General features: G+C 58.6%; 25 protein-coding genes and 1 pseudogene. 19 read left to right on the top strand and 7 right to left on the bottom strand.

Annotated features, from left to right (window positions below; translation table 11 throughout):
- Positions 1-2: 2 nt before the first annotated feature.
- Complete coding sequence (locus ACVW0C_RS02390) at positions 3-596, top strand: IS607 family transposase (protein WP_457384216.1); 594 nt, start codon at positions 3-5, stop codon at positions 594-596.
- Positions 484-1,731, top strand: a complete 1,248-nt coding sequence (locus ACVW0C_RS02385; protein ID WP_457384215.1) for an RNA-guided endonuclease InsQ/TnpB family protein — start codon at positions 484-486, stop codon at positions 1,729-1,731. Before ACVW0C_RS02390 ends, ACVW0C_RS02385 begins: the two co-directional genes overlap by 113 nt.
- 5 nt (positions 1,732-1,736) lie before the next feature.
- Here ACVW0C_RS02385 and ACVW0C_RS02380 read toward each other — a convergent pair whose 3' ends face one another.
- The gene (locus ACVW0C_RS02380) at positions 1,737-2,132 is read right to left on the bottom strand and encodes a hypothetical protein (protein WP_457384214.1); all 396 of its coding nucleotides are present in this window, start codon (positions 2,130-2,132) and stop codon (positions 1,737-1,739) included.
- A 254-nt stretch (positions 2,133-2,386) separates the two neighbouring features.
- Between ACVW0C_RS02380 and ACVW0C_RS02375 the strand changes: the two genes are divergently transcribed.
- Positions 2,387-3,508, top strand: a complete 1,122-nt coding sequence (locus tag ACVW0C_RS02375) for an LptF/LptG family permease (protein WP_457384213.1) — start codon at positions 2,387-2,389, stop codon at positions 3,506-3,508.
- Positions 3,509-3,580: 72 nt separating this feature from the next.
- Positions 3,581-3,733: a hypothetical protein gene (locus ACVW0C_RS02370; RefSeq protein WP_457384212.1), complete on the top strand. Its 153-nt coding sequence runs from the start codon at positions 3,581-3,583 to the stop codon at positions 3,731-3,733.
- Positions 3,734-3,808: 75 nt separating this feature from the next.
- Here ACVW0C_RS02370 and ACVW0C_RS02365 read toward each other — a convergent pair whose 3' ends face one another.
- The 3 genes from ACVW0C_RS02365 to upp form a co-directional block, all read right to left on the bottom strand.
- On the bottom strand, positions 3,809-4,516 hold the full coding sequence (locus ACVW0C_RS02365) for a tetratricopeptide repeat protein (RefSeq protein ID WP_414383967.1): 708 nt from the start codon (positions 4,514-4,516) through the stop codon (positions 3,809-3,811).
- Positions 4,503-5,387, bottom strand: coding sequence for a hypothetical protein (locus ACVW0C_RS02360; RefSeq protein WP_457384211.1), 885 nt, complete (start codon positions 5,385-5,387; stop codon positions 4,503-4,505). The genes ACVW0C_RS02365 and ACVW0C_RS02360 overlap by 14 nt, the downstream gene beginning before the upstream one ends.
- A 270-nt stretch (positions 5,388-5,657) precedes the next feature.
- On the bottom strand, positions 5,658-6,347 hold the full coding sequence (gene upp / locus ACVW0C_RS02355) for a uracil phosphoribosyltransferase (RefSeq protein WP_011433955.1): 690 nt from the start codon (positions 6,345-6,347) through the stop codon (positions 5,658-5,660).
- Between the two features lie 571 nt (positions 6,348-6,918).
- On the opposite strand from upp, the gene ACVW0C_RS02350 reads away from it, so the two are divergent.
- From ACVW0C_RS02350 to ACVW0C_RS02335, 4 genes are all read left to right on the top strand, one after another.
- Entirely contained in the window at positions 6,919-7,995 is a 1,077-nt protein-coding gene (locus ACVW0C_RS02350; RefSeq protein ID WP_457384210.1) for an ABC transporter substrate-binding protein, read from the top strand.
- Between the two features lie 536 nt (positions 7,996-8,531).
- On the top strand, positions 8,532-9,680 hold the full coding sequence (locus ACVW0C_RS02345) for an FAD-dependent oxidoreductase (protein ID WP_457384273.1): 1,149 nt from the start codon (positions 8,532-8,534) through the stop codon (positions 9,678-9,680).
- Positions 9,668-9,865, top strand: a complete 198-nt coding sequence (gene thiS / locus ACVW0C_RS02340; RefSeq protein ID WP_414328933.1) for a sulfur carrier protein ThiS — start codon at positions 9,668-9,670, stop codon at positions 9,863-9,865. Before ACVW0C_RS02345 ends, thiS begins: the two co-directional genes overlap by 13 nt.
- 32 nt (positions 9,866-9,897) lie before the next feature.
- Positions 9,898-10,725 (top strand): thiazole synthase, encoded by an 828-nt coding sequence (locus ACVW0C_RS02335; RefSeq protein ID WP_041436737.1) that lies wholly within the window; start codon positions 9,898-9,900, stop codon positions 10,723-10,725.
- 22 nt (positions 10,726-10,747) lie between these two features.
- On the opposite strand, the gene ACVW0C_RS02330 is transcribed toward ACVW0C_RS02335, so the two are convergent.
- A complete protein-coding gene (locus tag ACVW0C_RS02330) occupies positions 10,748-11,380 on the bottom strand; it encodes a class I SAM-dependent methyltransferase (RefSeq protein ID WP_414416753.1) in 633 nt (210 codons plus the stop codon).
- Between the two features lie 176 nt (positions 11,381-11,556).
- Here ACVW0C_RS02330 and ACVW0C_RS02325 point away from each other — a divergent pair, with 176 nt between their 5' ends.
- From ACVW0C_RS02325 to ACVW0C_RS02315, 3 genes are all read left to right on the top strand, one after another.
- Positions 11,557-12,288 (top strand): M50 family metallopeptidase, encoded by a 732-nt coding sequence (locus ACVW0C_RS02325; RefSeq protein ID WP_414344389.1) that lies wholly within the window; start codon positions 11,557-11,559, stop codon positions 12,286-12,288.
- A gap of 131 nt (positions 12,289-12,419) precedes the next feature.
- Entirely contained in the window at positions 12,420-12,560 is a 141-nt protein-coding gene (locus ACVW0C_RS02320) for a hypothetical protein (RefSeq protein ID WP_457384209.1), read from the top strand.
- A 139-nt stretch (positions 12,561-12,699) separates the two neighbouring features.
- A complete protein-coding gene (locus ACVW0C_RS02315; protein ID WP_457384208.1) occupies positions 12,700-13,815 on the top strand; it encodes a glycosyltransferase family 4 protein in 1,116 nt (371 codons plus the stop codon).
- A gap of 74 nt (positions 13,816-13,889) precedes the next feature.
- Here ACVW0C_RS02315 and ACVW0C_RS02310 read toward each other — a convergent pair whose 3' ends face one another.
- A complete protein-coding gene (locus ACVW0C_RS02310; RefSeq protein WP_457384207.1) occupies positions 13,890-14,873 on the bottom strand; it encodes an ABC transporter ATP-binding protein in 984 nt (327 codons plus the stop codon).
- Between the two features lie 420 nt (positions 14,874-15,293).
- Here ACVW0C_RS02310 and ACVW0C_RS02305 point away from each other — a divergent pair, with 420 nt between their 5' ends.
- Together ACVW0C_RS02305 and ACVW0C_RS02300 are read left to right on the top strand one after the other, a co-directional pair.
- The gene (locus ACVW0C_RS02305; RefSeq protein ID WP_457384206.1) at positions 15,294-15,953 is read left to right on the top strand and encodes a CDP-alcohol phosphatidyltransferase family protein; all 660 of its coding nucleotides are present in this window, start codon (positions 15,294-15,296) and stop codon (positions 15,951-15,953) included.
- Between the two features lie 122 nt (positions 15,954-16,075).
- Entirely contained in the window at positions 16,076-16,933 is an 858-nt protein-coding gene (locus ACVW0C_RS02300) for a methyltransferase domain-containing protein (protein WP_457384205.1), read from the top strand.
- A gap of 47 nt (positions 16,934-16,980) precedes the next feature.
- Here the strand turns inward: ACVW0C_RS02300 and ACVW0C_RS02295 are convergent, their stop codons facing one another.
- Positions 16,981-17,721, bottom strand: a complete 741-nt coding sequence (locus ACVW0C_RS02295; RefSeq protein WP_457384204.1) for a uracil-DNA glycosylase — start codon at positions 17,719-17,721, stop codon at positions 16,981-16,983.
- Positions 17,722-17,881: 160 nt separating this feature from the next.
- Between ACVW0C_RS02295 and ACVW0C_RS02290 the strand changes: the two genes are divergently transcribed.
- The 6 genes and pseudogenes from ACVW0C_RS02290 to ACVW0C_RS02265 all read left to right on the top strand — a co-directional run bounded on the left by ACVW0C_RS02290 (position 17,882) and on the right by ACVW0C_RS02265 (position 24,264).
- Positions 17,882-19,342, top strand: coding sequence for a TldD/PmbA family protein (locus tag ACVW0C_RS02290; RefSeq protein ID WP_457384203.1), 1,461 nt, complete (start codon positions 17,882-17,884; stop codon positions 19,340-19,342).
- A 20-nt stretch (positions 19,343-19,362) separates the two neighbouring features.
- The gene (locus ACVW0C_RS02285) at positions 19,363-20,229 is read left to right on the top strand and encodes a DUF4351 domain-containing protein (RefSeq protein ID WP_457384202.1); all 867 of its coding nucleotides are present in this window, start codon (positions 19,363-19,365) and stop codon (positions 20,227-20,229) included.
- A gap of 4 nt (positions 20,230-20,233) precedes the next feature.
- Positions 20,234-21,631 (top strand): annotated as a pseudogene (locus ACVW0C_RS02280) (RNA-guided endonuclease InsQ/TnpB family protein).
- 54 nt (positions 21,632-21,685) lie between these two features.
- Entirely contained in the window at positions 21,686-23,026 is a 1,341-nt protein-coding gene (locus tag ACVW0C_RS02275; protein ID WP_457384201.1) for a TldD/PmbA family protein, read from the top strand.
- A 15-nt stretch (positions 23,027-23,041) separates the two neighbouring features.
- On the top strand, positions 23,042-23,839 hold the full coding sequence (locus ACVW0C_RS02270; RefSeq protein ID WP_414417397.1) for an MBL fold metallo-hydrolase: 798 nt from the start codon (positions 23,042-23,044) through the stop codon (positions 23,837-23,839).
- Positions 23,836-24,264: a DUF2358 domain-containing protein gene (locus ACVW0C_RS02265; protein WP_457384200.1), complete on the top strand. Its 429-nt coding sequence runs from the start codon at positions 23,836-23,838 to the stop codon at positions 24,262-24,264. The genes ACVW0C_RS02270 and ACVW0C_RS02265 overlap by 4 nt, the downstream gene beginning before the upstream one ends.
- Positions 24,265-24,296: the final 32 nt, after the last annotated feature.

Here is a 24,296-nt window from a genome sequence, read left to right as displayed (position 1 = left end):
GTATGGCTAGGTATGTAAAACCGAGAGAAGCGGCGGATTATTTCGGGGTGTGTCTCCACACTTTGAGGCGATGGGAGCAGAAAGGTTGGATCAAGGCAATACGCACACCATCCGGTAGGGCGAGAAGGTATGACCTCGACAGCTACATCAAAACGCCAAGAAAAGTCAAACGAGTCGTTTTGTACGCCCGAGTCAGCAGCCGAGGGCAAAAGCCAGACTTGGAGAGACAGATTGCAAGGCTGGTTAGCCTCTATCCTGGAGCCGAAGTGGTCGGAGAGGTTGGCGGCGGTCTCAACTTCAAAAGACCAAAGTTCCTTGCCTTATTGGAACGAGTTCGTGCGGGAGATGTCGGAACAATTGTGGTCGCTCACCGGGATCGACTCTGCCGGTTTGGATTTGAGCTCGTTGAGTGGTACTGCCGTCAATACGGATGCGAAATCTTGGTTCTCGATGACGATCACCTTTCTCCCCAACAGGAACTGGTTGAGGATATCCTCACCATCCTGCACTGCTTCAGCAGTCGGCTCTACGGACTCAGAAAATACCGGGCTGCAATCGAGAAAGATACGGATTTATCCGGAGCCAGCGCTGGCTAAAGTTTGGAAGCGGTGGCAAGCGGCGTGCCGGTACTGCTACAACCAAGCGATTGCCTATCAGCGTCAGCATGGTGCCCCAAAAACAGCCAGAAAGCTGCGGGACATCATCCTGCGCTCCGACCTGCCCGGGTGGGTGAAGGACGCCCCCTGCCACATCAAGCAGAACGCGGTCGTCGAGGCGTGGTTGGCGTTTCGCCGAAGCAAAGACGCGAGGTTTCGCAGTGTGCGAGACAGGTCGCATACGCTGCAGTTCAACGCCGGCAACTTTCGCAATGGAACGTGGTATCCGAAACTCACCCGAGGTTTGGCGTTTCGTGCATCCGAGGAGATGCCCAGAGAATGGGCACGTGGAACTGAGCTAATGCGGGTGAAAGACAGATGGTATGCCATCTTTCCTGAGCCCGTGAACGAGCAGTGTTCGTTAGCAAAGGGGGTGGTTGCGCTTGACCCTGGAGTAAGAAGTTTCTTTACAGGGTTTGATGGGGCAGGCTTTGTAGATATTGCCAAGGGGGACTTTGGCAGAATCGTTCGGCTGTGCTACCACCTAGACGATCTGCAGTCTAGGCTGAGCAAAGCACCGAGACTCAAGCGCAGACGGATGCGGCAAGCGGCGTTTCGTCTGCGGGAGAGAATCAGGAACTTGGTGGACGAGTGCCATCGCAAGGTAGCGGCGTTCCTAACGGATAACTACCGATTGATATTCCTCCCCACTTTCGAGTCAGCCAAGATGGTTGCCAAGGCAGGGAGGAAGTTTGGTAGCAAGACGGCAAGGGCGATGCTCACCTGGGCGCACTATCGGTTCAAGCAGTTCCTGAAGTTTCAAGCCAAAAAGAAAAACGTGGTTGTCGTGGAAGTATCGGAAGCGTACACCAGTAAAACCTGTACCAGGTGTGGGCACATCCACACTAAATTAGGTGGCGCAAAAGTGTTCACATGCCCCAAGTGCAACCATAGGCTACCACGAGACTGGCAAGGCGCTCTGGGCGTCATGCTCAGGGCTTTGCGGGATACCGCCTTTCTGTTCGGCCTCCGGCCCGCTAACGCGAACGGACTCCGTCCCGCTGACGCGAGCGGAAACGGACAGAATGCTATCGCTTCATCGTTGAGCAGCAATGCTCAGCAGTGTTCAGCGTAAATGTATCAGTACAGAGCTCGCAGGCGTTGGCTTTTCTTGTGCTGGTGCTGCTCTAGTGCCGTATCCCCGGCGTAAAACTCTTCATAGCTGGGTGCCGTATGGGTCAAACCCTGGGTGGCTGCCAAAATAGCAATCACCGCATCCAGGCTCTCCAGAACCCGCGACTCACAGCGCCCCAGCGAGGACAGCCCCGCAGCCGCCAGCTCCAGTTGCAAGCTGCGCAGATCCTGTTGGCGCAGCGCCAGGTAGCGCGCCAGGTTGTGGATGGCCGCAGGAGGGCTCGTAAGGCAGCCCCAAGCGGCCAAGTATTTCTGGGATCCCTCTACAACCTGCTGCCGCAGCTCCAGGAGCCGCTCCAGCAAACTCCTAAGATTGCAGGAGGGGGAAGAGGAGGAAACCATGTCGAAAGTCTTCCCAAGACAAACCCGGCCCAATTCTATGCCTGAGCTTACTTGGGGTCGATCATAGGCGGGTTAGGTTGAGAAAGGAAGGCGATAGCCTTTCATTGCCCAGTGTTCCGGTCTAGAGTCGTTAACAGCCTTCGGCTGTCCTGCCTACTACTTCCTTGGGTTGCGTGAAACTTCATTCTCTCCCTCCTGCCCGTTCCCGCGAGCGGCCTGACCACAGGCTCTCCCTCGTTTGCGCGGTGGGCCTGATGGATCGCTATGTCCTCTCGGAGATGCTGCTGCCGTTTCTCTTTGGGGTGGGAGCTTTCACAACCTTGGTGATGGCGGTGGGATCCCTGTTTGAGCTGGTGCGCCTGGTGGTGGAAGCGGGTCTGTCGCTTTCGGCGGCGTTACAGGTGTTTGTGTTGCGGGCGCCGGGGATCATCGTCCTGACGTTCCCGATGTCCATGTTGCTGGCGACGTTGCTGGCCTATGGGCGCTTGTCTGCCGACAACGAGATCGCAGCCCTGCGCGGCTGCGGGGTGAGCCTTTACCGCCTCATGGTGCCTGCCCTCGTCCTCAGCTTGCTGGTGACGACGTTAACGTTTCTGTTCAATGAGCTGGTGGTTCCGGTGAGCAATCGCCAGGCAGCCACGACTTTGAACCGAGCTTTAAATCGGGATCCGGACTTCCGGCGGGAGAATATCCTCTACCAAGAATTTGGCGAGATCCTCATGCCTGAGCCGGACGGCACCTTTTCCCGGCGACAAGGGCTAACCCGTCAGTTCTACGCCCGCAGCTTCGATGGAAAGCAAATGCGCGGCATTATCGTCCTGGATTTTTCCAACGAGGCGCTCAACCAAATTCTGCTGGCCCAGCGGGGGCGCTGGGATCCCCAAGAGAATCTTTGGGTGTTTGAGGATGGCACCAACTACATCGTTTCTCCTGATGGCACCTACAGCAACATTGCCACCTTCAGCCGGCAGGAGTTGCGTCTGCCTCGCGCGCCGCTGGAGCTGGCTCAGGAGATTCGCAGCCCTGAGGAAATGAACATTCGGGAGCTGAAGCATTACATCGAGGTGATCGCCAGTTCTGGAGATCTGCAACGGGTGCGCCGTCTGCAGGTCAGCCTCAACCAAAAGTATGCCATTCCTTTCGCGTGTCTGGCGTTTACCCTGATTGGGGTGCCTTTGGGGCTGCGCCCGCAGCGCACCGGTTCCTCTTTGGGGTTGGGCATCAGTGTGCTGATTATCTTTGCCTTCTATGTGCTGCTGTTCATCACCCAGGCGCTGGGACAAATTGGGACGCTGGGGCCGGCAATGGCGGCTTGGTTGCCCAACTTGATCTGTGCCGCCGTAGGGCTGGGGTTGCTTTACCGAGCCAATCAATAGCTGCTGGGCACCGCTTCTCCAGATGTAGGATAAAACTGCCCAATGGATTCTCGTATTCTGGAGAGCTCCCCCATGGAAGTTCAAGCTTGGATGAATTGGATGTTTGGCGGATTAGCCCTGCTGATCTTGGGGGGAGGCATGCTGATGATGTTCACCACGGTGTTCACCACCAAAGGGCCCCAGCCCGAGGATTCTCAGTCGGATCCCAAAAAGGGGCGAGCCTAGCCCAAGGCCCGGTGACGGGATCCCTGGCATCCAGCTACATGCCTTCATGGGTTGTCAGTCTGGGCCGAGAGAGAACTAGTCCCGCTCCTGTTGGCGGAGCCGCTGCAGAAGTGAGAGGGGTTTCTCTTCCTCTGGCCCTTTCTTTTCAGTCGCAGTTGGCAGGGCGGCTGTTTCTGTTTTCTGAGGTTCGAGCAAAAGCTTGGCGGCTTCTGACTCAACGGCTGGAGGGCGAGCCGGGTTCTCCCCTTGTTGGCCGGGCAAGGGAACAGACTCCAGAGTGGCCAGCAGAGCTTGAATATGGCTGTGGGTTTCGGGATGGTTGCTGGCGGCATGGGCCAAGAGGGTGAGCTGCTCTTTGGCAGCGACCAGGTTCCCCAGCTTGAGATCCACCAAGGCCAGTTGATAGCGAGCCTTAAAGCCACTGGGATCCACCTCCACCGAGCGCTGAAAGGCGGCGCGGGCCTCCGCCAGCTTGCCTTGACGGGCATAGATCAAGCCGAGGTTGAAAGGCACGTCGGGATCCCGTTCGCTGGGCAGCACCAAGGTTTTTTCTTCCAGTTCAATCGCGCTCCGGTAGGCGTTGATGGCCAAGGTATGGAAGCCCATCTGCAGATAGCGGGCTCCGTCTTCCTTCAGTTGGGCGACCGTTGGCTCCCCTGTCAGTAGGGTCATGGGCGGTTGCGCGTGGGCAGGCATGGCCACCGCCAAGCTCAGCAGGCACCCCACCGTTTTCAGGCCTAAGGGTACAGCCTGACGACCAATCTGCTGCCTATTCATCACCATGATCTGTTTCCTCCAACCACATCAACACCACTTCATTCCACCCCTCTGGGCCGGGGAGCTGAGCCAATTGCCATTGAGGCAGGGCCTCACTCCAGAGACTATCCGCAATGGGGCTGGGAAGCACCACTTTTTGTTCCGACCATCGCAAAAAGGCCACATCTGGCGGGGAACACCCAATGCCCAAAGCTTTGATAGGGCCCAGATGCCGTTGGTAGCAATCCAGCAGCCGCTGCACCGCCTGTTCCCCCGGTAACCAATTGGGTTCTGCGGCCATCGTTGGCTGCATCCATCCGGTCAGATACCATTGCGGCAGGCTAGAGAAGTGAAGCTGACGCACCCGCAGCAGATGTTGGGTGAGGTTGGCTTCTTGCTGGGCAAAAGCTTCCCGCAGGGTTTCGGGATCCCCGGAATAGCTGAAAATCTCGCTGTACTCTCGCTGCTGCGCCCGCTCCGCCTCTTCCAAAGGGATCCCAGTGGCAGCGGCCAGTTCAGAGGCAGTCCAATCCCCAAACCCGATCAAGTCCAAGTGGAAATCTTGACGCACCTGTTGCAGGATGCTGCGCAGGCGAGAATAGGGCAGACCCAAAGCATACACGTAGTAGGGCGGTCGGTGTTGCCACTGCTCGTCTAGGATGCCCGCCGGGAAGTAATGCTCGGGAACGTAAACGGCAGAGCCATCCTCACAGATGAACGGATGCTCCAGGCGCAACTGCCGCCGCACATGTTCCAGTTGAGCGCGGGTGCGCAGGCTGTAGAGCACCAAGGGAATGGAGCGGCGCTCTAGGGCAGCCAAGGCTTGTCGGGCAGCACCATAGCTGTTGAACTCTAGATCCAGCAAGCTGCCATCTAAACTGGTAAGGACAAGTCGCATAGGTGCAGGAAAGGGAAAGGCGCTGGCCCCGTCAGAATTGCAAGTAGCGCGACCAGCTGAAGCGTCCTACAGTACCTATGATCCAATAGCTTGACCAACCTGAGGGGGATTAGCCCCAAATGCTCTCCCTCAAAGCATCTGGGTGAATGGGCAATCCGTGCGCCAGAAGTGGTAAAAGCTCGATTGAGCACTACAGAATGCGTGTGTTGCCGAAGATCTTGGCTCAAAAACCAGCAGCAGAGAAGACAGACAGATTGAGTGGGTCAGTGGCTAGTTCTCTGTGCCGAAGGCGCGATCCCCTGCATCCCCCAGCCCGGGCAAGATAAATCCTCGATCGTTCAGCCGCTCGTCAATCATGGCGCAGAAGATTTGCACCATCGGGTAGTGGGATCCCAACCGCTGTAACCCTGGGGGCGCTGCCAATGCGCTGACAATTCTAACCAAGCTGGGATCCGCCCCCCGCTTTTTCAGCTCATCCAAAACCCACAGCAGCGTGCCCCCGGTGGCCAACATCGGCTCGGGAATGAGAATGCGCATCTGCTCAGGGATCCGCTCTGGAAGGCGATTGAGGTAGCAACTGGCCTGCAGCGTTTCCTCATCCCGCACCATGCCAATGTGAAAGATCCGCGCCTGGGGCAAAAGGGCTTGACAACCCTCTAACATCGCCAAACCGGCTCGCAATACAGGCACAATGCCCAGCAGGGTATCCGGCGCGATGACCTCCGCGGCAACGGGTTCCAAAGGGGTTTGCACCTGAACGGTCTGGGTGGGGATCCACTCCCGCATCGCCTCATAGGTTAGCCAGCGGCCCAGCTCCGACATGGCCGTGCGAAACAGGGGCATGGGCGTCTCCGCATCCCGAGCCACGGTTAGCCAGTGCTTAATGAGCGGGTGAGGGGGGACATAGACACGAAGCTGCTGACTTGCCACGGGAGAATGCCTCAATCTGGGCGGTAGCATAGCGGGTTGCCTTAGCAGAAAGCAAGCTCTAGAAAGCAAGCTCTCCAATTGGCCGCAACTCCATCCCGACCGGGGATAAATTGCCAACAGCTCCGGCAAATGCTCAAGGGGTGGGGCTCTTTGACCCAGCAAGATTGCGGCAGAATGAGATCTGCAGGTTACTTCGAGCGCCGGTCATGTTCGGTGGCTACAGGTTTGGGATAGACCAGGGCAAGGCTGGTTTCGAGTTTTGTTCCTCTTGCCATTTGCGAACTGAGGTGCTGGCCCCAGGGCAGCTTGGCCTCCCGCCGATGGAACCGAACGCCAACGGCTCTCGTCTGCAAGTGCCGGTAGCCGGAGATACCGCTCTGCCCAAGGGTTTCTGGCTTAATGGGGTGTCGCAAGTTACAGCCTGTTCACAAATTAAGGGATACAAAACTTAAGGGATACAAAACATCGTGTTTCTGAGGCTTGACTCCGATGAGGTTTAGAACAAGTAGGTTTACAACCGTATCCGTAGCCCCTCAATAGGCTGTACCTGCATCTTTGGCCCCCTCACACCTTGCAAGGATTAGCTTAGGGAGAATGGATTATGGCTTCGTCTCAACCCTCTGACTCGAACACCAAGGCTCTGAGCCGCCGTCAGCTTCTCAAAGTGGGAGCCGCAGCCCTTGGGGGCGGTCTGTTGGCTGCAGGGGGTGCCCAAGCTCAGCGCAAACCCTCTCCCACCCTGATCGTGGCTCAGGGATCCGGCCTGGATCGCGTTTCCTATGCTACCAACTGGTATGCCCAGGCGGAACACGGCGGCTTTTATCAGGCGGTGGCGACCGGCATCTACCGCGAGCATGGCCTGGATGTGACCATCAAGATGGGTGGCCCTGGCATCAACATCACCCAAGTTTTGGCCGGTGGAGCTGCCGAGTTTGCCATGGGGGGAAGCACAGGGGTGATCAATGCTGTGCGAGAAGGGATCCCTTTGGTGTGTGTGGCAGCCATTTTCCAGAAAGACCCGCAGATCATCATGACCCACCCCGGCACCCAGCGCTTTGAAGAGCTCAAGGGCCGGCCCATTTTCGTCTCGAAAGGGGGGCTTGCCACCTACTGGCCCTACCTAAAGGCCCGCTTTGGCTTCACCGACGATCAGGTTCGTCCCTACAACTTCAACCCCGGCCCCTTTTTGGCGGATCCCAGCTCAGCTCAGCAAGGCTATCTGACATCCGAGCCTTTTGCCATCCAACGGGAAGGGGGATTTGAGCCGGTGGTCTTCCTCCTGGCGGATTTGGGCTACAAACCCTATGCCACCACCATCGAAACCCGTCGCCAACTGGTGGACACCAAGCCCGACTTGGTGGAGCGATTCGTGGATGCCTCTATCAAAGGCTGGTACAGCTTCTTGGAGGATCCCCGTCCGGCCTATCGCTTGATCAAGCAGGACAACCCGGAGATGACCGATGCCCAGTTGGCCTACAGCTTCGAGAAATTGCAGGAGTACGGCATCATCTTGTCCGGCGATGCGTTGGAAAAAGGCATTGGCGCCATGACCGACAAACGCTGGCAAGACTTCTTCGACAGCATGACGGTGGCCGGCGTATTTGAGCCAACCATCAACTACCGGGCTGCCTACACACTGGACTTCGTCAATAAAGGCACTGCCTACTACACTGCCTGACGGACTTCCACCCTTGGCGCTTCTCAGCCCAAGGGATCCCCCCTCGCCCCCAGCCCCTCTTCCACCAAGGGAGAGGGGAACTATAGTCATTTCAAACTAGATTGAGACACCCCCTAAACGCTCCGCGCCACTGCCCTCACCCCCATTCCTTCTCTCAGAGGGAGAAGGGGGCTAGAGGGAAATGTTTCATTCCGGTTTAATTGAGAATGCCAGAACACTGCGTGATCACCTCCCCCAACACCGCCAGCAACACCGGCACCCCCAGACGGATCCCGGAGACCAACAGCGAGATCAAACAAAAAGCTCCAAGTGAAAAGGCGTTCCAGCGAAGCTTGGCCCAGCACTCCATCAACAAATGCAGGCACAGGTGGGAGCAGATTCATCGCCGAGCTGGAAAGCCTATCATGGGATCCAGTATGGAATCCATTGTGTCAGCAGCGCAGGGCACTTTGACCCTTTCACCCTCCTCTTCTCTGACAAATCCGGCAGCCAGTCTGACGGGCTCATTCCCCGCCGCTGACGCAGCAGGGATCACTTTGCCTTGGGCAGCGCAGCGGGATCCCATCCTTGTCCTCGGGGCTGGGCTGATGGGGCGTTTGTTGGCCGCCAGCCTTGTCGAGGTTGGGCATCCCGTCCGCATTGTGGAGGCGGCTCCTGCTGCTGCTGTTGAGAGCAGTGCTGCCCATTTTGCCGCTGCTATGCTGGCTCCCCTAGCCGAGTCTGCCATCGCCGAAGCCAGTGTGGTGGCCCAGGGATACTACGCCCTTTCTCGTTGGCCCTCTCTTTTGGCCAGCTTGCCGCAGCCGGTTTTCTTTCAGCAAGAAGGCACTCTGATCCTCTGGCACCGCCAAGATGCCGGGGAAGCCAGACGTTTCTCGTCCCTGCTGGCCGCTGTGGTGGAGCGCCTTCCCGCTCTCCCTAAGCCCCAGCCTCTGGATGCTCAGGCTCTGGCCGAGCTGGAGCCGTCGGTAGCCGGGCGATTTGCGCAGGGCCTGTATCTTCCCCAAGAGGGCCAACTGGACAACCGCCAACTGTTGTCGGCTCTGCTGGCCAAGCTGCGGCAGCACGAGGTGGAGGTGGAGTGGGGTTGCCCCTGGGATCTGAAGCAGGCCCAAGCCTGGCAGCAGCAAACCGGAGGCTGGGTTTTGGATTGCCGCGGCCTGGGATCCCAAAAAGAATGGGGCGGGCAAAAACTGCTGCGCGGAGTTCGGGGTGAGGTGGTGCGCCTGTATGCCCCGGAAGTCTCTTTGCGGCGCCCAACCCGGCTGTTGCATCCTCGCTACCCGATCTACATCGCTCCCAAGCCGGGTCAGGTGTTTGTGGTGGGGGCCACTGAAATCGAATCTGAGGATCGCTCGCCGGTGAGCGTTCGCTCGGCTTTGGAGTTGCTCAGCGCCGCCTACGCCGTACATCCTGCCTTTGCAGAAGCGCGTATCCTGGAATTGGGCAGCCAATGTCGTCCCACCTTGGCGGATAACCTGCCAGCCGTGGTGGAGCGCTCACCTCGCCTGTTGCAGATCAACGGCCTCTATCGCCATGGCTTTCTGATCTCCCCGGCCATCCACGATGCTGTCTTGGAGTATCTCCACCAGGGTAGTTGTCGCTTGGCCCAGCAGCTTGGGATCCCCTTTCAGGTGCAGGCTGCCCCTCTTTCCGGTGAGTCCCTGTCGCCATGCGTGTCTTGATCAACCAAAAGCCTTACGATTTGCCGGAAGGCACCACTTTGGCCGAGGCAGTGGCTCAGGTGGGGGCCAGCGGCCCTTTCGCGGTAGCGGTTAATCTGAAGTTTGTGCCACGTGCGCAGCATGAGCAAACCCGTCTGCAAGAAGGCGACCAGGTGGAGATCGTCACTCCGGTTGCCGGCGGCTAGCGCTCAAGTCCGCTTTTCTATCTGCCTCAGCCATGTCCACCCTTCTCCATTGCTCTCCCTCAACTCTGGCCGATGAGGATCCTTTGGTTCTCTACGGCCAACCGTTGCCCAGCCGCCTGATGTTGGGTACGGCTCGCTACCCTTCGCCGGCCATTTTGGAGCAGGCGGTGGCGCGCGCGCAGCCCTGTTTGTTGACGGTTTCTCTGCGGCGGCAAGGGGCACTGGGGCCAGAAACTTCCCAGAGGTTCTGGGCTCTGTTGCAGAAGATGGGGATCCCAGTTCTGCCCAACACCGCCGGCTGCCACAGCGTGCAGGAGGTGATCACAACGGCGGAGATGGCGCGGGAGGTGTTCGGCACCGACTGGATCAAGCTGGAGTTGATCGGGGATGACTACACGCTGCAGCCGGATCCCGTGCAACTGCCCACTGCTGCTGCTGAGCTGGTCCGGCGCGGCTTTAAGGTGCTGCCCTATAGCACCGACGACCTGGTGCTCTGCCAGCGGCTTTTGGATGCTGGCTGTGAGGTGGTGATGCCCTGGGCGGCCCCCATCGGCACCGGCAAAGGCCCTCTCAACCCCTACAACTTGCGCCTGCTGCGGGAGCGGATCGAGGCGCCGCTGATCGTGGATGCCGGCTTGGGCCTGCCCTCCCATGCCTGCCAGGTGATGGAGTGGGGCTTCGACGGGGTGCTGCTAAACACGGCAGTGGCTTTGGCCCGGGATCCGGTGGCCATGGCCGAGGCCTTTGCAGAAGCGGTGCGCTCAGGCCGCCGAGCCTACCTGGCCGGGGCCATGATCCCTCAGGAAACAGCTCAGCCCAGTACGCCTGTCCTCGGCACTCCCTTTTGGCACCAGGGCTGACTGCCGCTCTCAGGGGTGCAGCTCAGGCGGCAGGCTTTCGCGCCTGGATAACCTGCAGAGCTCCCCCAGCGTGGAGGGTCTGCCGGATGGATTGCCAACCCTGCTGCTGCAAATGCTCGGGCAAGTCCAGCTTGAGTAGCTCCCAGGCGGTCTCGGTTTCAAACAGGGCCAAAAAGAGGGCCAGACCAGGCCAGATCAGGGGTTGCCGAGGCGCGTGCAGATCCAGGATCAAGAGTCCTCCCCCCGGCTTGAGCACCCGCCACACTTCCCGCAGCACCTGCTCCAAATCTGCGAAGGACAATTCGTGCAGGGCTAAGCTGGTATGCACCCAATCAAAGCTGGCATTGGGAAAGGGCATATCTTGGGCAAAGGCCTCCACAAACTCCACCTGGGGAAGGCGTTTGCGGGCTGCCGCTAGAGCTTTGGGGGAAGCATCCAGGCCCACCACCTGCTGGCTCAGCTCCGCCAACAGTGGGGTTACTTCAGCTGGGCCACAGCAGAGATCCAACACCCGCTCCTGGGGATGAATCTGGATCCCTTGCATGGGCAATCTCCGCAACCGCTCATATCCGCCCACTGCCAGGGCAGCCCCGCGACTGATGCTGCGGTAAAGCCAAGGAAATTGATAGCTCCAATCCCGCAGGAAGGTGGCCATCGCCAGGGATCCCTCAGAGTCTTTTTCAGCCTACCTGACCTACATCCATTGCAAACTGGTTTGAGACATATGTTTTTCTGGATTTTCTCGGGGTTGGCTTGGAACTCTCCTCTGCCGGCAGTCGTCTAAGAAGACGAGGCGTTTTAGGCTTTTTTCTGTCTACCCACTGCTGCTCTATGACTCAGTTTGAGCTGCCTCCCTCCCCTTCCGAGAAACCTGGCCGGCACAGCTTGGTTTGGTTGGTGGCTGCTGCAGGTCTGACGGTCTTGCTCTGGCAGCTCCCCTGGGGCAACTATATCCTCTACCCCTTTACGATTCTGGCCACCTGGTTTCATGAGATGGGCCACGGCTTGACGGCAGTGCTGTTGGGTGGGGAGTTTCATCGTCTGGAGATCTATCCCGACGGGTCGGGGTTGGCCTTTCACAGTGGGCACTTGTTTTTGGGGCCGGTGGGTCGAGCTTTGGTGGCCGCCGGTGGGCCAATGGGGCCCCCAATGGCCGGGGCGGTTTTTATCCTGGCTTCTCGTCGTCAAGGTACGGCCCAGTTGGGGTTGTTGGCTTTGGGATCCCTGCTGTTGCTGTCGGCGGTGCTCTGGGTGCGCTCTCTATTTGGCCTGTTGCTGATCCCGGCTATTGGGCTGGGGATCTTGGCGGTGGGCTGCTGGGCTTCCCCTTGGTTGCGGGGCTTCGCTGCACAATTTTTGGGGGTGCAGGCCTGTGTGAGCACCTACCACCAGCTTGACTACTTATTTACGGCCTCTGCTGTGATCAACGGGCAGGTGATCCACTCCGATTCCAGCCAGATTGCCCAAAACTTGTTCTTGCCCTACTGGTTTTGGGGAGGGGTGATGGCGGTCTCTTCTTTGGTGCTGCTGATAACCAGCTTGCAGCTGACGTTCCGGGACTAGCCGGCGGGGGGCAAAGCCGCAATTTTGGCAGTGGTTCGTGTTATGTAAAAATCCGTCCTCCATCACTGCCCAGTCGAGAAAACCGCCGCTACAGTAATGGGCAAGAGGAGTGAGGAGTTGAGGAGTGGAGCATGTGGCGGGATGTTATTGGGCTGGCCCTGGCGGCGACCTTACTGTTGATCAGCAAAACCGCCGCAGACACGCTGGGCCAAAGCCAGTTGCAGACTTTCACCGAACCTGAGCCGATGCCCTACTCTGCACCGGTGGAATGAGGTACTTGAGTCTGCTGACGGAGGTCGTAGCAGCGTTGCCGTTTTGTGCAACACTCATTCTAGAGTCTTTGAGGGCTCCGTCCGAGTGGCGCGGTCGCAGCAGCGTTGCGGAGCAATAACAGTAGGCTTGGGATCCCTGATGCGCATAGCCCTATTTACGGAGACGTTTCTGCCCAAGGTGGATGGCATCGTTACCCGCCTCTGCCACACGGTGCGTCACCTAACCGCTCGAGGCAACTCGGTGCTCATCGTCGCGCCCCGGGGAGCCCCCCGGCGGTTTGCACGGGCACGGGTCTACGGGATCCCGGGGATGCCGCTGCCTCTGTATCCAGAGTTGAAGCTGGCCGCCCCTGGCCCGGCCATCGGTAAGTTGCTCAGCCGTTTCCGACCGGATGTGATCCACGTGGTGAACCCGGCAGTTTTGGGATTGGGGGGCCTCTACTACAGCCAGACGATGGGGATCCCGCTGGTGGCCTCCTACCATACCCATCTGCCGAAGTATCTGCAGCATTATGGGCTGGGCTTTCTGGAGGGGGTTTTGTGGAATCTCCTGAAGCTGGGGCACAATTTGGCGCGGGTCAATCTTTGCACCTCAACGGCCATGATGCAGGAGCTGAGCGCCCACGGCATTGAGCGGGTGCAGCTGTGGCAGCGAGGAGTGGACACGGAGTTGTTTCATCCCCAGGCGGCCAGTTCAGAAATGCGGGCTCGGCTCACGGCGGGGCAACCGGAACGGCCTCTCTTGCTCTACGTGGGACGGCTTTCGGCTGAGAAGGAAGTAGGGCGGATCCGGGTCTTGTTGGAGCAGATCCCCCAAGCCCGCTTGGCTATTGTGGGAGATGGGCCAGAGCGGGGATCCCTGGAGCAACATTTTGCCGGCTACGATGTGGTGTTTACGGGCTATCTGCAGGGGGAGTCTCTGGCAGCGGCCTTTGCTTCGGCGGATTTGTTCGTGTTCCCCTCCCGCACCGAGACCTTGGGGCTGGTTCTGTTGGAAGCCATGGCTGCCGGTTGTCCGGTGATCGCCCCCCGCTGCGGTGGCATTACCGATGTGGTGGACAGTGGGCGCAATGGCTTTCTGTTCGATCCCAATTCGGATAGCGACTTTGTCCAGGTTACCCAGCAACTCCTGAGCAGCGTCGGGCAGCGGCAGCTCTTCCGACAGCAAGCCCGCCAAGAGGCAGAACGCTGGAGTTGGTCGGCAGCCACCCAACAGTTGGAGAACTACTACCGATCCGTCATTGCCGCCGGCTAGCAGTGGTTCCCTAGTGGGAAAGGCTCGGGGCACATGAGGACTCCGCCTTGCTCTCTCCAACGCCAGCGGCTAGTCTACGCAGAGACCGGATGATCCCCCTCAATGGCCCGCACTTGCTCCACAAAGAATTCTTCTAGGGATTGCCGTTGCCAATGCAAGTCGGTGACCAGTGCCCCCGCTTGGTTCAAAAGGCTCAGCAACTCTGGTAGGGATCCACTCCATTCCCCCGACCAATGGGATCCCTGAATCGAGAAGTGCTCTAGGCGGTCGCGGAACTGTTCGACGGCGCCACCGTGCCCCTGTACCCGATAGCTTTTGCTCTCTCCCAGCAAGTCATCCAAAGTTCCCTGATGCACCAATTTGCCGCCGATGATCAGGCCGACTCGGTTGCAGATAACTTCCACATCCGCCAGGATATGGCTGTTGAAAAACACCGTTTTGCCCTGCTGCTTGAGGGACAGAATGATCTCGCGCATTTGATAGCGGCCCATCGGATCCAACCCCGACATCGGCTCATCCAGAAACACCAGCTCTGGGTCGTTGATCAGCGCTTGGGCCATGCCAGTGCGCTGCAGCATGCCCTTGGAGTAGGTGCGCAGTTGTTTTTTGCGGGCCGTATCTATAGAAAGCCCCACCAGCTCCAGCAGTTGCGGGATCCGCTCCTTCAACAGGCTATTGGGCAGACCAAACACCTTGCCGGCAAACTGGAGAAACTCCCATGCCGTCAAGTAATCGTAAAAATAGGGGTTCTCCGGCAAATATCCCACCTGTTGCTTGATGGAGCGATCCCCCAGGGGTTTGCCCAGCAAAGTGCCGCTGCCGCGGGTGGGCTCCACAATGCCCAGTAGGCATTTGATGGTGGTGGTTTTCCCGGCCCCGTTGGGCCCCAGCAGCCCAAAGGTTTCTCCGCGGGCCACAGTCAGAGAAAAATCTTTGAGGGGGCTGACCACCTTGTTCAGCCAAAATCCTGTGCGATAGGTTTTGGTCAGGCCGGTGATGGCAATGGCCGGCTCTGGTGCCGCGAACGCTTCTGCTGGGGAAGTGGGGGTCTCGCTCATGGACTCGCTCGTAGGTATGTTGGAGTTGAGGGAGAAAAAGGTGCCGCGAACACCGAGTTAAGGAGCACACAGTCCGCCAGGCGATAGGCTACCCAGCCTAACCTTTAGTTTACCCACAGGCTTTGTCCCAGCCTAGGCTTGCCGCAGCACTTCCGGTAGAGGAAAGGGGCCAGAGCAAACATACTCCGCGTAGGTATCCGCTTCATTCGCAACAGCGGTGCGGTTCCTTTGCCGTAGGCACAGCACTTTGCTCTGACCTCCCTTCAGTAGCATTCTCATCATCTGGGATGATTCTGGGATGATGATTTCCATCGCGTTGGCGGTGCGGAGCAAGAAAATTGAATCCAGAGGTTTTGTGGGATCCCAGCCGGTGGTGATCATCGGCAACAGCGTTGCAGAGCAATAAGAAAGGAGTGTTTCTTGCTGGATAAGGTGCTTAGGCAGTGGAAGGAGCGGCTGTTGGCTCCAGTGCTGCAAACCCCTCTCCAACAGGTGCATCCCCTAGCCATTACCCTGTCGGGGTTTGCCATGGGCCTGGCCTCTGGGACAGCGGCAGCTTACGGGGCCTACGGGTGGGGGCTGGGCCTGTGGTTGCTGAACCGGTTTATGGACGGGCTGGACGGCACGTTGGCTCGTCTGCAGGGACGGCAAAGCGATCTGGGGGGCTACCTGGATATGCTGCTGGACGTGGTGGTCTACGCAGTCGTTCCCCTGGGGCTGGCCTTTCACCAGGGATCCCTGCTGGGCTATGCTTCTCTGGCTCTGATGCTGGCCAGCTTTTACATCAACCTTTGCTCCTGGATGTATTTGGCAGGGCTGTTGGAAAAACGGCGTTCGCGACAGCGTTGCGGAGCAACAAGGACGGATGGCACTGTCGGGGCGGGATCCCTGGATGAAGTGACCAGCTTAAGTATGCCGTCGGGGCTTATCGAGGGCAGTGAAACCATCTTTTTCTACGGTTTGTTTTTCCTTTTCCCGGAGTACATGGTGGGCTTGTTTGGGCTGATGGCAATTCTGGTGCTCTTGAGTGCTGTGCAGCGGTTGGTTTGGGCGCTGGGATCGCTTTCTGCTCCAAGGTGAGCCCGGAAAGGGTCTGTTACTATGGCTCCGTCCGGCTGGCGCGAGTTGGGTTACAAGGGTTCCCCATCAGATTTCACCGGGCGAGAGGATCCAAAATAAAAAAGCCATGGAGATCTGTTGCCATGACCTCCACCCTCAACCAACGCATTCGCCACTTCTACGATGCCTCCTCCGGCCTCTGGGAGCGGGTGTGGGGGGAGCACATGCACCATGGCTATTACGAGCCGGGCCAAACCGGTAAGGATTGCCGCCAAGCTCAGATTGACTTGATCGACAGGGTTATCCAGTGGGGCCAGATCGGGGATCCCTGCCCTCCCCAGCACATTCTTGATCTTGGCTGTGGCATTGGGGGAAGCAGCTTGGAGTTAGCCCGGCGCTTTGGGGCACAGGTTACGGGCATTACCCTCAGCCCCGTCCAAGCCAAGCGGGCTACGGAGCGCGCCCGAGAGGCCGGCCTGAGCAACAAGGTGCGATTTCAGGTGGCCGATGCCCTGGAGATGCCCTTTGCAGACAACACCTTTGATCTGGTGTGGTCTCTGGAAAGCGGCGAGCACATGCCGGATAAGCGGCAGTTTCTGGCCGAATGCTGGCGGGTCTTGCAACCGGGCGGGCAGTTGATGGTGGTAACCTGGTGCCACCGCGAGGGATCCCTGAGTCGGCAGGATCAACAGCTTTTGCAGAAAATCTACGAGGTGTACTGCCTGCCCTATGTGATCAGCCTCTCCAGCTACGAGGCTCTGGCCCAACAGGTGGGCTTTGAGCAGGTGCGCAGCGCCGACTGGTCGGAGCGAGTGGCCCCTTTCTGGGATGAGGTGATCGCTTCTGCCCGCGACTGGCGCTGGATCTGGGCTTTGCTGCGCAGCGGCTGGGTTACCGTTCGCGGGGCGCTGGGGCTGGGCCTGATGCGTCAGGCTTATGCCACCCGCTTGCTTCGCTTTGGCCTCTTGACTGGGTTCAAACCTGGGGATCAGCCAAGGTAGGGATCCCTTGCTCTCCTTTGGGAGGAGGGGCGCTTGGGGAAATGGGCTCAAAAGTTGGGCTGGGGCGGTGCTGTGCCGGTGAGTTCCAGATACTTTTGCTTCACCGCCTGAATATCCTGCCACATCAACCACTTGGGGCTGCCGGGGGTGCGGTCTGGGTTGCGCAGCAGATAAGCCGGGTGAAAGATGGGCATACACCAGCGCCCCTGCCACTGGATCCATTCCCCGCGGATCTTGGTGATCCCTCGCTTCTCGCCCAAAAGGGAGCGCACCGAGGTGGCCCCCGTGAGCAGAATAATCCAGGGATCCACCAGGCGAATCTGCTCCAACAGATAGGGACGGCAGGCGTCCATCTCCTCCTGGGTGGGCACGCGGTTGTTAGGGGGGCGGCACTTGACCACATTACAGATGTAGGTGTCCTGCTCGGGATCCAGCCCCACCGAAGCCAGGATTTTATCCAGCAATTGTCCCGACTTGCCCACAAAAGGCAGCCCCTGCAGGTCTTCGCTTTCCCCTGGCCCCTCTCCGATGATTAAAATCCTTGCCTTGGGGTTGCCCCGATGCACCACCACATGGGTACGGCTGGCTGCCAAGTCGCAGCGCTGGCATACCAAACAATGCTGCTTCAGTTGCTCCAAATCCCTGTAAGTGCCGGGGGGGATGGACACCTGGGCCGACAGGGGGATCTGATCCCACTGGGGGAGTGTCTCCTCCGCCGGGGCTGGCGGCTCGATGGGATCGTCAAACAGGCTGGGCTGAAGCTCCGGCGGTTTTTTCTTGGCAGCCATTGCAAGTCGAGGTTTCCTTGTGCAGCGATCTTCGATTGCTCCCCCGCCCTTGTCAAGCTCAAGGCCAACCTGCCGGCAGGGGAGAACCTTTACTCCTTGTTAAACTGAGAAAACGAAAACTTGCGCCGGCCTTAGCTCGTCTCTACTCCCTGAGCCTGCCATGCTGCTTTTGTCCAAAGAACTGCCCAACCTGAACTACCGTCATACTCTACAGCGCTTCGACGAGGATTGGCGGGATCCCCTCTCTGCCCTGTTGGGCTGGGGGCGCGCTGCCGGTGCCGATTTGGTGGAGATTTTTCTAGAACGGGGCAATTCCATCAGTTGCCTGGCCGAAGATGACGCCATCACCAGCATCACCCCACGGCTCTCCACCGGGGCCGGCGTGCGGGTGTTTCGCGGCTTGGCCGACTGCTACGTCAGCACCAACGATCTGTCCTTTGCCGGTCTCAAGGCTGCTCTGGAGAAGGGCCTTTCGCTGATGGGCTTCACCCCTCCTGGCCCCACAGCGCTGGTCTCTGCCATCAACCTGGAGATGCTGCAGGACTACGGCGAGCGTCGCCGCAAAGATGGCTGGTTGAAGGAATGTAGCCCCATTGCGGAGATGGGGGAGATCCTGCTCAAAGCCAACGAGCAACTGGGTCGCCAAGCCCGCCATGTGCAGTCCCGCCGCACCACCTATTTCCGCGATTGGCAAGAGATTCTGGTGGCCTGCAGCGATGGCACCTTTGTGCGGGATGTGCGCCTCACCCAATCCGTGAGCTCTACGCTGCTCTGTGCCGATGGATCCCATCGCGCCTCTGTCAGTCAACGCTCCGGCGGTACGGGGGATCCCGACTTTCTGCGCCGTTGGGATCTGGAGGCCCATAGCCGGGAACTGGCAGAAGCTGCCGGCCAGATGCTCTATGCCGACTACGTGGAATCCGGCACCTACCCGATTGTGATGTCCAACGCTTTTGGCGGCGTTATCTTCCACGAAGCCTGCGGCCACTTGTTGGAAACCACCCAGATTGAGCGCAAAACCACTCCCTTTGCCGACAAAAAAGGCCAGAAAATTGCCCACAAAAACCTTACCGCCTGGGATGAAGGTCTCTCTGAAGGGGCCTTTGGCAGCCTGGATGTGGACGACGAGGGCATGCCCGTCCAGCGCACTCTGCTGATCGAGAAGGGCATTTTGAAAAACTTCTTGGCGGATCGGGCTGGCTCAATGCGCACCGGCCACCCTCGCACCGGCAGCGGTCGCCGCCAAAACTACACCTTTGCCCCCGCCAGCCGTATGCGCAACACTTACATCGCCCCTGGAGATGCAGAGTTGGACGATCTTTTTGCTTCTATCGACAAAGGCATTTACTGCAAGCGTATGGGGGGAGGGAGCGTCGGCCCCACTGGGCAATTTAACTTCGCCGTCGAAGAAGCCTATCTCATCGAAAACGGCAAGATTACCAAACCCCTCAAGGGAGCCACTCTGATCGGAGAAGCCAAAGACATCTTGACCAAAATTTCCATGTGTTCTAAGGACCTCAGCTTGGCAGCTGGGTTCTGTGGCTCTGTAAGTGGCAGCATTTACGTCACCGTCGGGCAGCCTCACATCAAGGTGGATTCCATTACCGTGGGCGGTCGCTAATTCCAGGGATCCACCTCGACATGGCCTATGACAACGTCTGCAAATATCTGGCCGAGCGTTTCCCAGAGCAGTTTGCCCGCTGGCTAATGGGAGAAGTGGCTCGGCTCCGACTCTATCGGAGGTATCCTCACCTATCGGTGCAGCAGGTGGTCAAGGTGCTCCGCACCGCTAACGCGATTGACTTGCGCAAAACGGGGTCGGAGCGAGTTTTCCAGACCTCTTTTCGTCTAGAGAGGCTGAGCCATGAGTTTGATGTTGTCCGCCTGTGGGAATGCGATTTGAGGGCCGGAGCGGATCGGCAAGCCCTGCTACCGTTTCGGGTTCTAAGCCAGGTGGAAGATCCAGCAGAAACCTTGCGAGAGGTGGTCAGTGAGCTAGAGAGCTTGGCAGACCCCAGTGAGAGAAGGGAATTGGCAGCCGCAACAGCCGTCTTGGCGGGACTAGCATTGGATCGGGGTTTGATTCGACAAATCATGAGGTCTTTGGATATGAGGGAATCGGTGATCTACCAAGAGTGGCGGGCAGAAGCTCTGCGAGAGGGGCTGGAAGAAGGGCGCAAAGAAGGACGCAGAGAAGGACTACAACTGGGCCTGCAACAAGGGCTACAACAAGGATTGCAACACGGGGAAGCAACGCTGGTTTTGCGGCTGCTCAGGCGGAAGTTGGGATCTCTTGAGCCGGCCCTTGAGAATAGGATTTGGGCTTTGTCAACGTCACAACTGGAGGCGCTGGGGGAAGCTCTGTTGGACTTCAGCAGCAAGGACTACGTCCCGCTGGCGCGATCGGAAGAGTTGACCGCCTGGCTGGCCCGTCAGCTAGAAACCGCAGGAGCCCCGCTCTCTGCCCACAGGGCAAGGGTCGGGAGGAATGTGAGTAAAATGCAATAAGGCTATGACCCAAGTCCTGACCGTTTCTTGCAAGCTCAAGGTGTCCCAGTCGCAAGCCGCCAAATTGGACGAGACATTGGATGCTTTGTCGCTACGCGACGCTAACGCGAACGGCCAAGTCTTGAACTGGGTCAACCAAAACACACCCGAGAAAGTCGTCAACCCACTGAAACTCCAATCCCTGTGCTACTACGAAATCCGTGCCCGTTTCGGCTTGTCCAGTAATTTGGCAAGGACTACGTCCCGCTTACGCGACCAACAGATATGCAGACGGGTAGCGTCTGCTCGCAAGGTGGCACAACAGAAAAACCGCCCGGTCAAAGCGTTGTCGCTACGCGACGCTAACGCGAACAAGGGTGGCTTCGCTACCTACGACGCTCGTATCTTTTCGTTTCGCGAGAAAGACTGGACGGTGTCGCTGTCGCTACGCGACGCTAACGCGAACACCACGGTGGAGGGTCGAGAACGCTTTGAGCTGGCGATTGGTCATTACCAGAGAGAACAGTTGGCAGGCTCCAATCCCAAAAAGACCTCCGGTCCGCTGACGCGAACGGCCACTCTGGTCAAGCGCAAAGACGGTTCCTACTCCATCCAGATTTGCGTGGAAGCAAAGTTACCGGAACAGCAGAACACCGCTCAGGTGGTAGGCGTGGACTTGGGAAGGACAGATATTGCCCATACGTCAGAGGGGGACAACTGGAATGGACAGCAGTTGAACAGAGTCCGAGACCACTACTCCCGGTTGAGGGCGGTACTCCAACGCAAAGCCAGTAAGGGCACACGCAGTTCGCGGCGCAGATGCAGAGAACTGTTGCAACGGCTGTCTGGCAAGGAGAGACGCTTTCAGTCGCGTCAGCGTTGCGTAGCAAAAACGTGGGTCAATCATCGCATCTCTAAAGCTATTGTTTCTAGGGCAAAGGCCACAAATAGCGCTATTGCTTTAGAGGACTTGACAGGGATACGGGAGCGTATCAACCAACAACCCCGCAGCAAAGCCGAGCGGCGCAGGGCCAACAGTTGGGCGTTCTACCAACTACGCCAGTTTCTGGAATACAAGGCGAGAGTTGCAGGGGTTTCTCTGATCCTTGTTCCGCCTGCTTATACCTCGCAGACCTGTCACAAGTGTTTGCACATCCATCCCGACCCTGCGCAATCCTGTCGCGTCTTCGCGTCAGCGTTGCGTAGCAATAGCGTTGCGTAGCAAAATCGCAGTGGGAAGCAGTTTAAGTGTGGGCACTGTGGATGGGAAGGGGATGCGGACTGGAATGGGGCCAACATGATTGCCAAACTTGGGGCTGCTATAAACCAGCCTAGAGGTCCGTGGTTGGCTTGCCAACTACAGGGCTACCGAAAGCCTGCACTCTTTCGCTTTAGCGGTGCGGAGCGCTCTGCGTCAGCATGAGTGCGGGTAGTTTACTAGAGGCGCTGGATGGCAATAGGAACTTGGGGAGTGGCAATGGTGCAGGTCGCGGTGTTGGCAGAACAGGCACAAAGCTGTGCCCAGCGGCTGGGGATCCCTCAGTTTGATCTCTACGGGGCTCAAGTGGATGAAACCAGCGTGCAGGTAGATCATGGGGAACCTCGCCAGGTCAAGGCTTCCCACCGCTGCAGCGTGACGGTGCGGGCCTGGAACGACCAGGGTCAGGTGGGGGTGACCTCCACCACCGATGTGGATGAGGCGGGGCTGGAACTGGCCCTGCAAACGGCCTTTGAAGCCAGCCATTTTGGCGTGCGGGAACATGCCCCTCAATTCAGCCCGGAAGCCACTCTGCCTATTGCTCAGCCTTGTAACGACAAAGGGCCGTTGGCTTTGGCCGGCGACTTGTTGGAACAGTTGGTGGCTGCCGAAAAGGCACTCCTGGGATCCCATCCCGCCATTCAGGGGGTGCCCTACAACGGCCTAGCGCAGCGGCAGATCAACCGCTTCTACCTCAACAGCCACCAAGCCCTACGACAAGAGGAGCATACCCTCGCTTCGGTTTTTCTCTACAGCAAGGCAGAGCAAGAAGGTCGCAAACCCCGCAGCGCCGGAGCCATGCGAGTGGCTCGCAGCCTGGATGAGTTGGATATCCAGGGTTGTGTGCAGGAAGCTGCTGAGAAACTGATTAGCCATCTGGAGTACGAGCGGATCCCTTCTGGAAAATACACAGTGGTCTTTTCCGGAGAAGCCTTTTTGAGTTTGTTGAGCGCCTTCTCCAATGTGTTCAATGCCCAAAACATTTTGGACAACCAAAGCCTGTCCACCCCAGAATCCCTGGGCAAGACCATTGCCTCGCCTCTTCTGTCGGTGTGTGACGATGCTCTACACCCGACCAATGTGGGAGCGATCAGCTTTGATGGCGAAGGCACCCCCACCCGCCGCGTCCCCCTCATCACCAATGGAGTCTTGACCCACTTTTTGCACAGCGCCGGTACGGCTAAGCGCCTAGGAGCCCAGCCCACAGGCCACGCCAATATCGGTGCTAAGGTCACGGTTGCTGCCCACTACTACCATGTGTTTGCCGGGGCACCGCCGGAGAGCACCTATGACTTGGCTACGGCTGAAAATGTAGTTTGGATCGATGAGCTGCAAGCGCTTCATGCCGGCGTTAAGCCCCTACAGGGATCCTTCTCGCTGCCGTTTCAGGGGTGGTGGGTACGCCAAGGAGAACGCATCAGCATCGAAGCGGCCACGGTGGCCGGAGACTTCCTGGAGCTGTTGAAGTCGATTTTCTACGTCGAGCCCGAGCCGCAAGTCACACCCGGTGGGCTGTGTCCCCGCATTTGGGTTGCCGATCTCTCCATTACCGGGCAATAACCTCACTTCAAACTCATGCAACTGACCCGCATCGACCTCAACAGTTGGCTCATCCACACCCGGGAGCAAACCTTCCTATTGGATCCGTGGCTGGTGGATCCCCTGGTGTTTCTGGGGATCCCCTGGTTCATCCGCCTGGAGCACCGCCAGCCGCTCCCTTTTACGCCGGAGACCTTGCCCAAAATCGACGGGATCCTCCTCAGCCAAGCCCAGCCGGATCACTGCCACCCACCAACGTTGCAGCGCCTGGATAAGCGGATCCCCGTTTTGGCCTCGCCGGCTGCAGCCAGAGTAGTGAAGAGTCTGGGATTTGCAACAGTTCAAGCTCTGGATCCCTGGCAGTCCGCTCAGTGGGGGGATCTGCGCGTCACGGCCATTCCCGGTGCGCCCCTAGGGCCTGTCCGTGAGCTGGGCTATCTGCTGGAAGAGGTGCCCTCTCAGACACGGCTTTACTACGAGCCTCATCTTTCCCAACCGGATATCCGGCTGCGATTGCAGCAGGAATTGTGCCCCATTCATACTCTGCTGATCCCGGTGGTGGGGCAGATCTTTCCCCTCTTGGGAGAGGTGATCATGGGGCCAGAGCGGGCCCTGGAGGTGGTGGCAGCCCTACGCCCCCAGCAGGTGATCCCTACGGCGATGGGAGAGGTGGACTACCACGGCTGGTTTGCCGCCCAGATCCGCCCCTTGGGCAGCCTGCAGGAGTTTCGAGAAAAGCTGGCAGCCTTGAATGCCGCCACGTCCCAATCCATCCAGTTGTGTTGCCCCGCCCCTGGGGAAACGGTGTCTCTTTCTGTCGTGGCCAAGACATGAGCCTTCCTTCCCAAGCCCCGCCTAGCGCCGATCTGGTGGCCATCTTGCGGGCAGATTACGCTCGCTTTCCCCGGGATCAGACCTATGCGATCTACGACCCGCAGGTTTACTTCCGGGATCCCCTCAACGAGTTTCGCGGCTTGGATCGCTATCGCCGCATGATCGAGGGGATAGGGCGTTGGCTACAGGATATCCGTCTCGAGCTGCAGGATATTCGACAAACCGGCAGCCAGATCCGCACCGAGTGGATCCTAAGCGGTTCTTTGGCTTTGCCTTGGCGTCCCCGCCTGTGCATCCCCGGCTGGACAGAGATGCAGATCAATGAGACGGGGTTGATCGGATCCCATGTTGATTACTGGCGGTGCTCTCGCCGGCAAGTGTTGCTGCAAATGTTTCGGCCTGGGGATCCCAAAGGATCCCGTTAATAGCTTCCATCCTTTGCTAGGATCACAAAGCT

It is taken from the genome of Thermostichus sp. OS-CIW-26 (assembly GCF_054058395.1).
The sequence above is the reverse complement of the archived record's forward strand: the minus strand, read 5'-3'. Positions and strand labels throughout refer to the sequence as shown.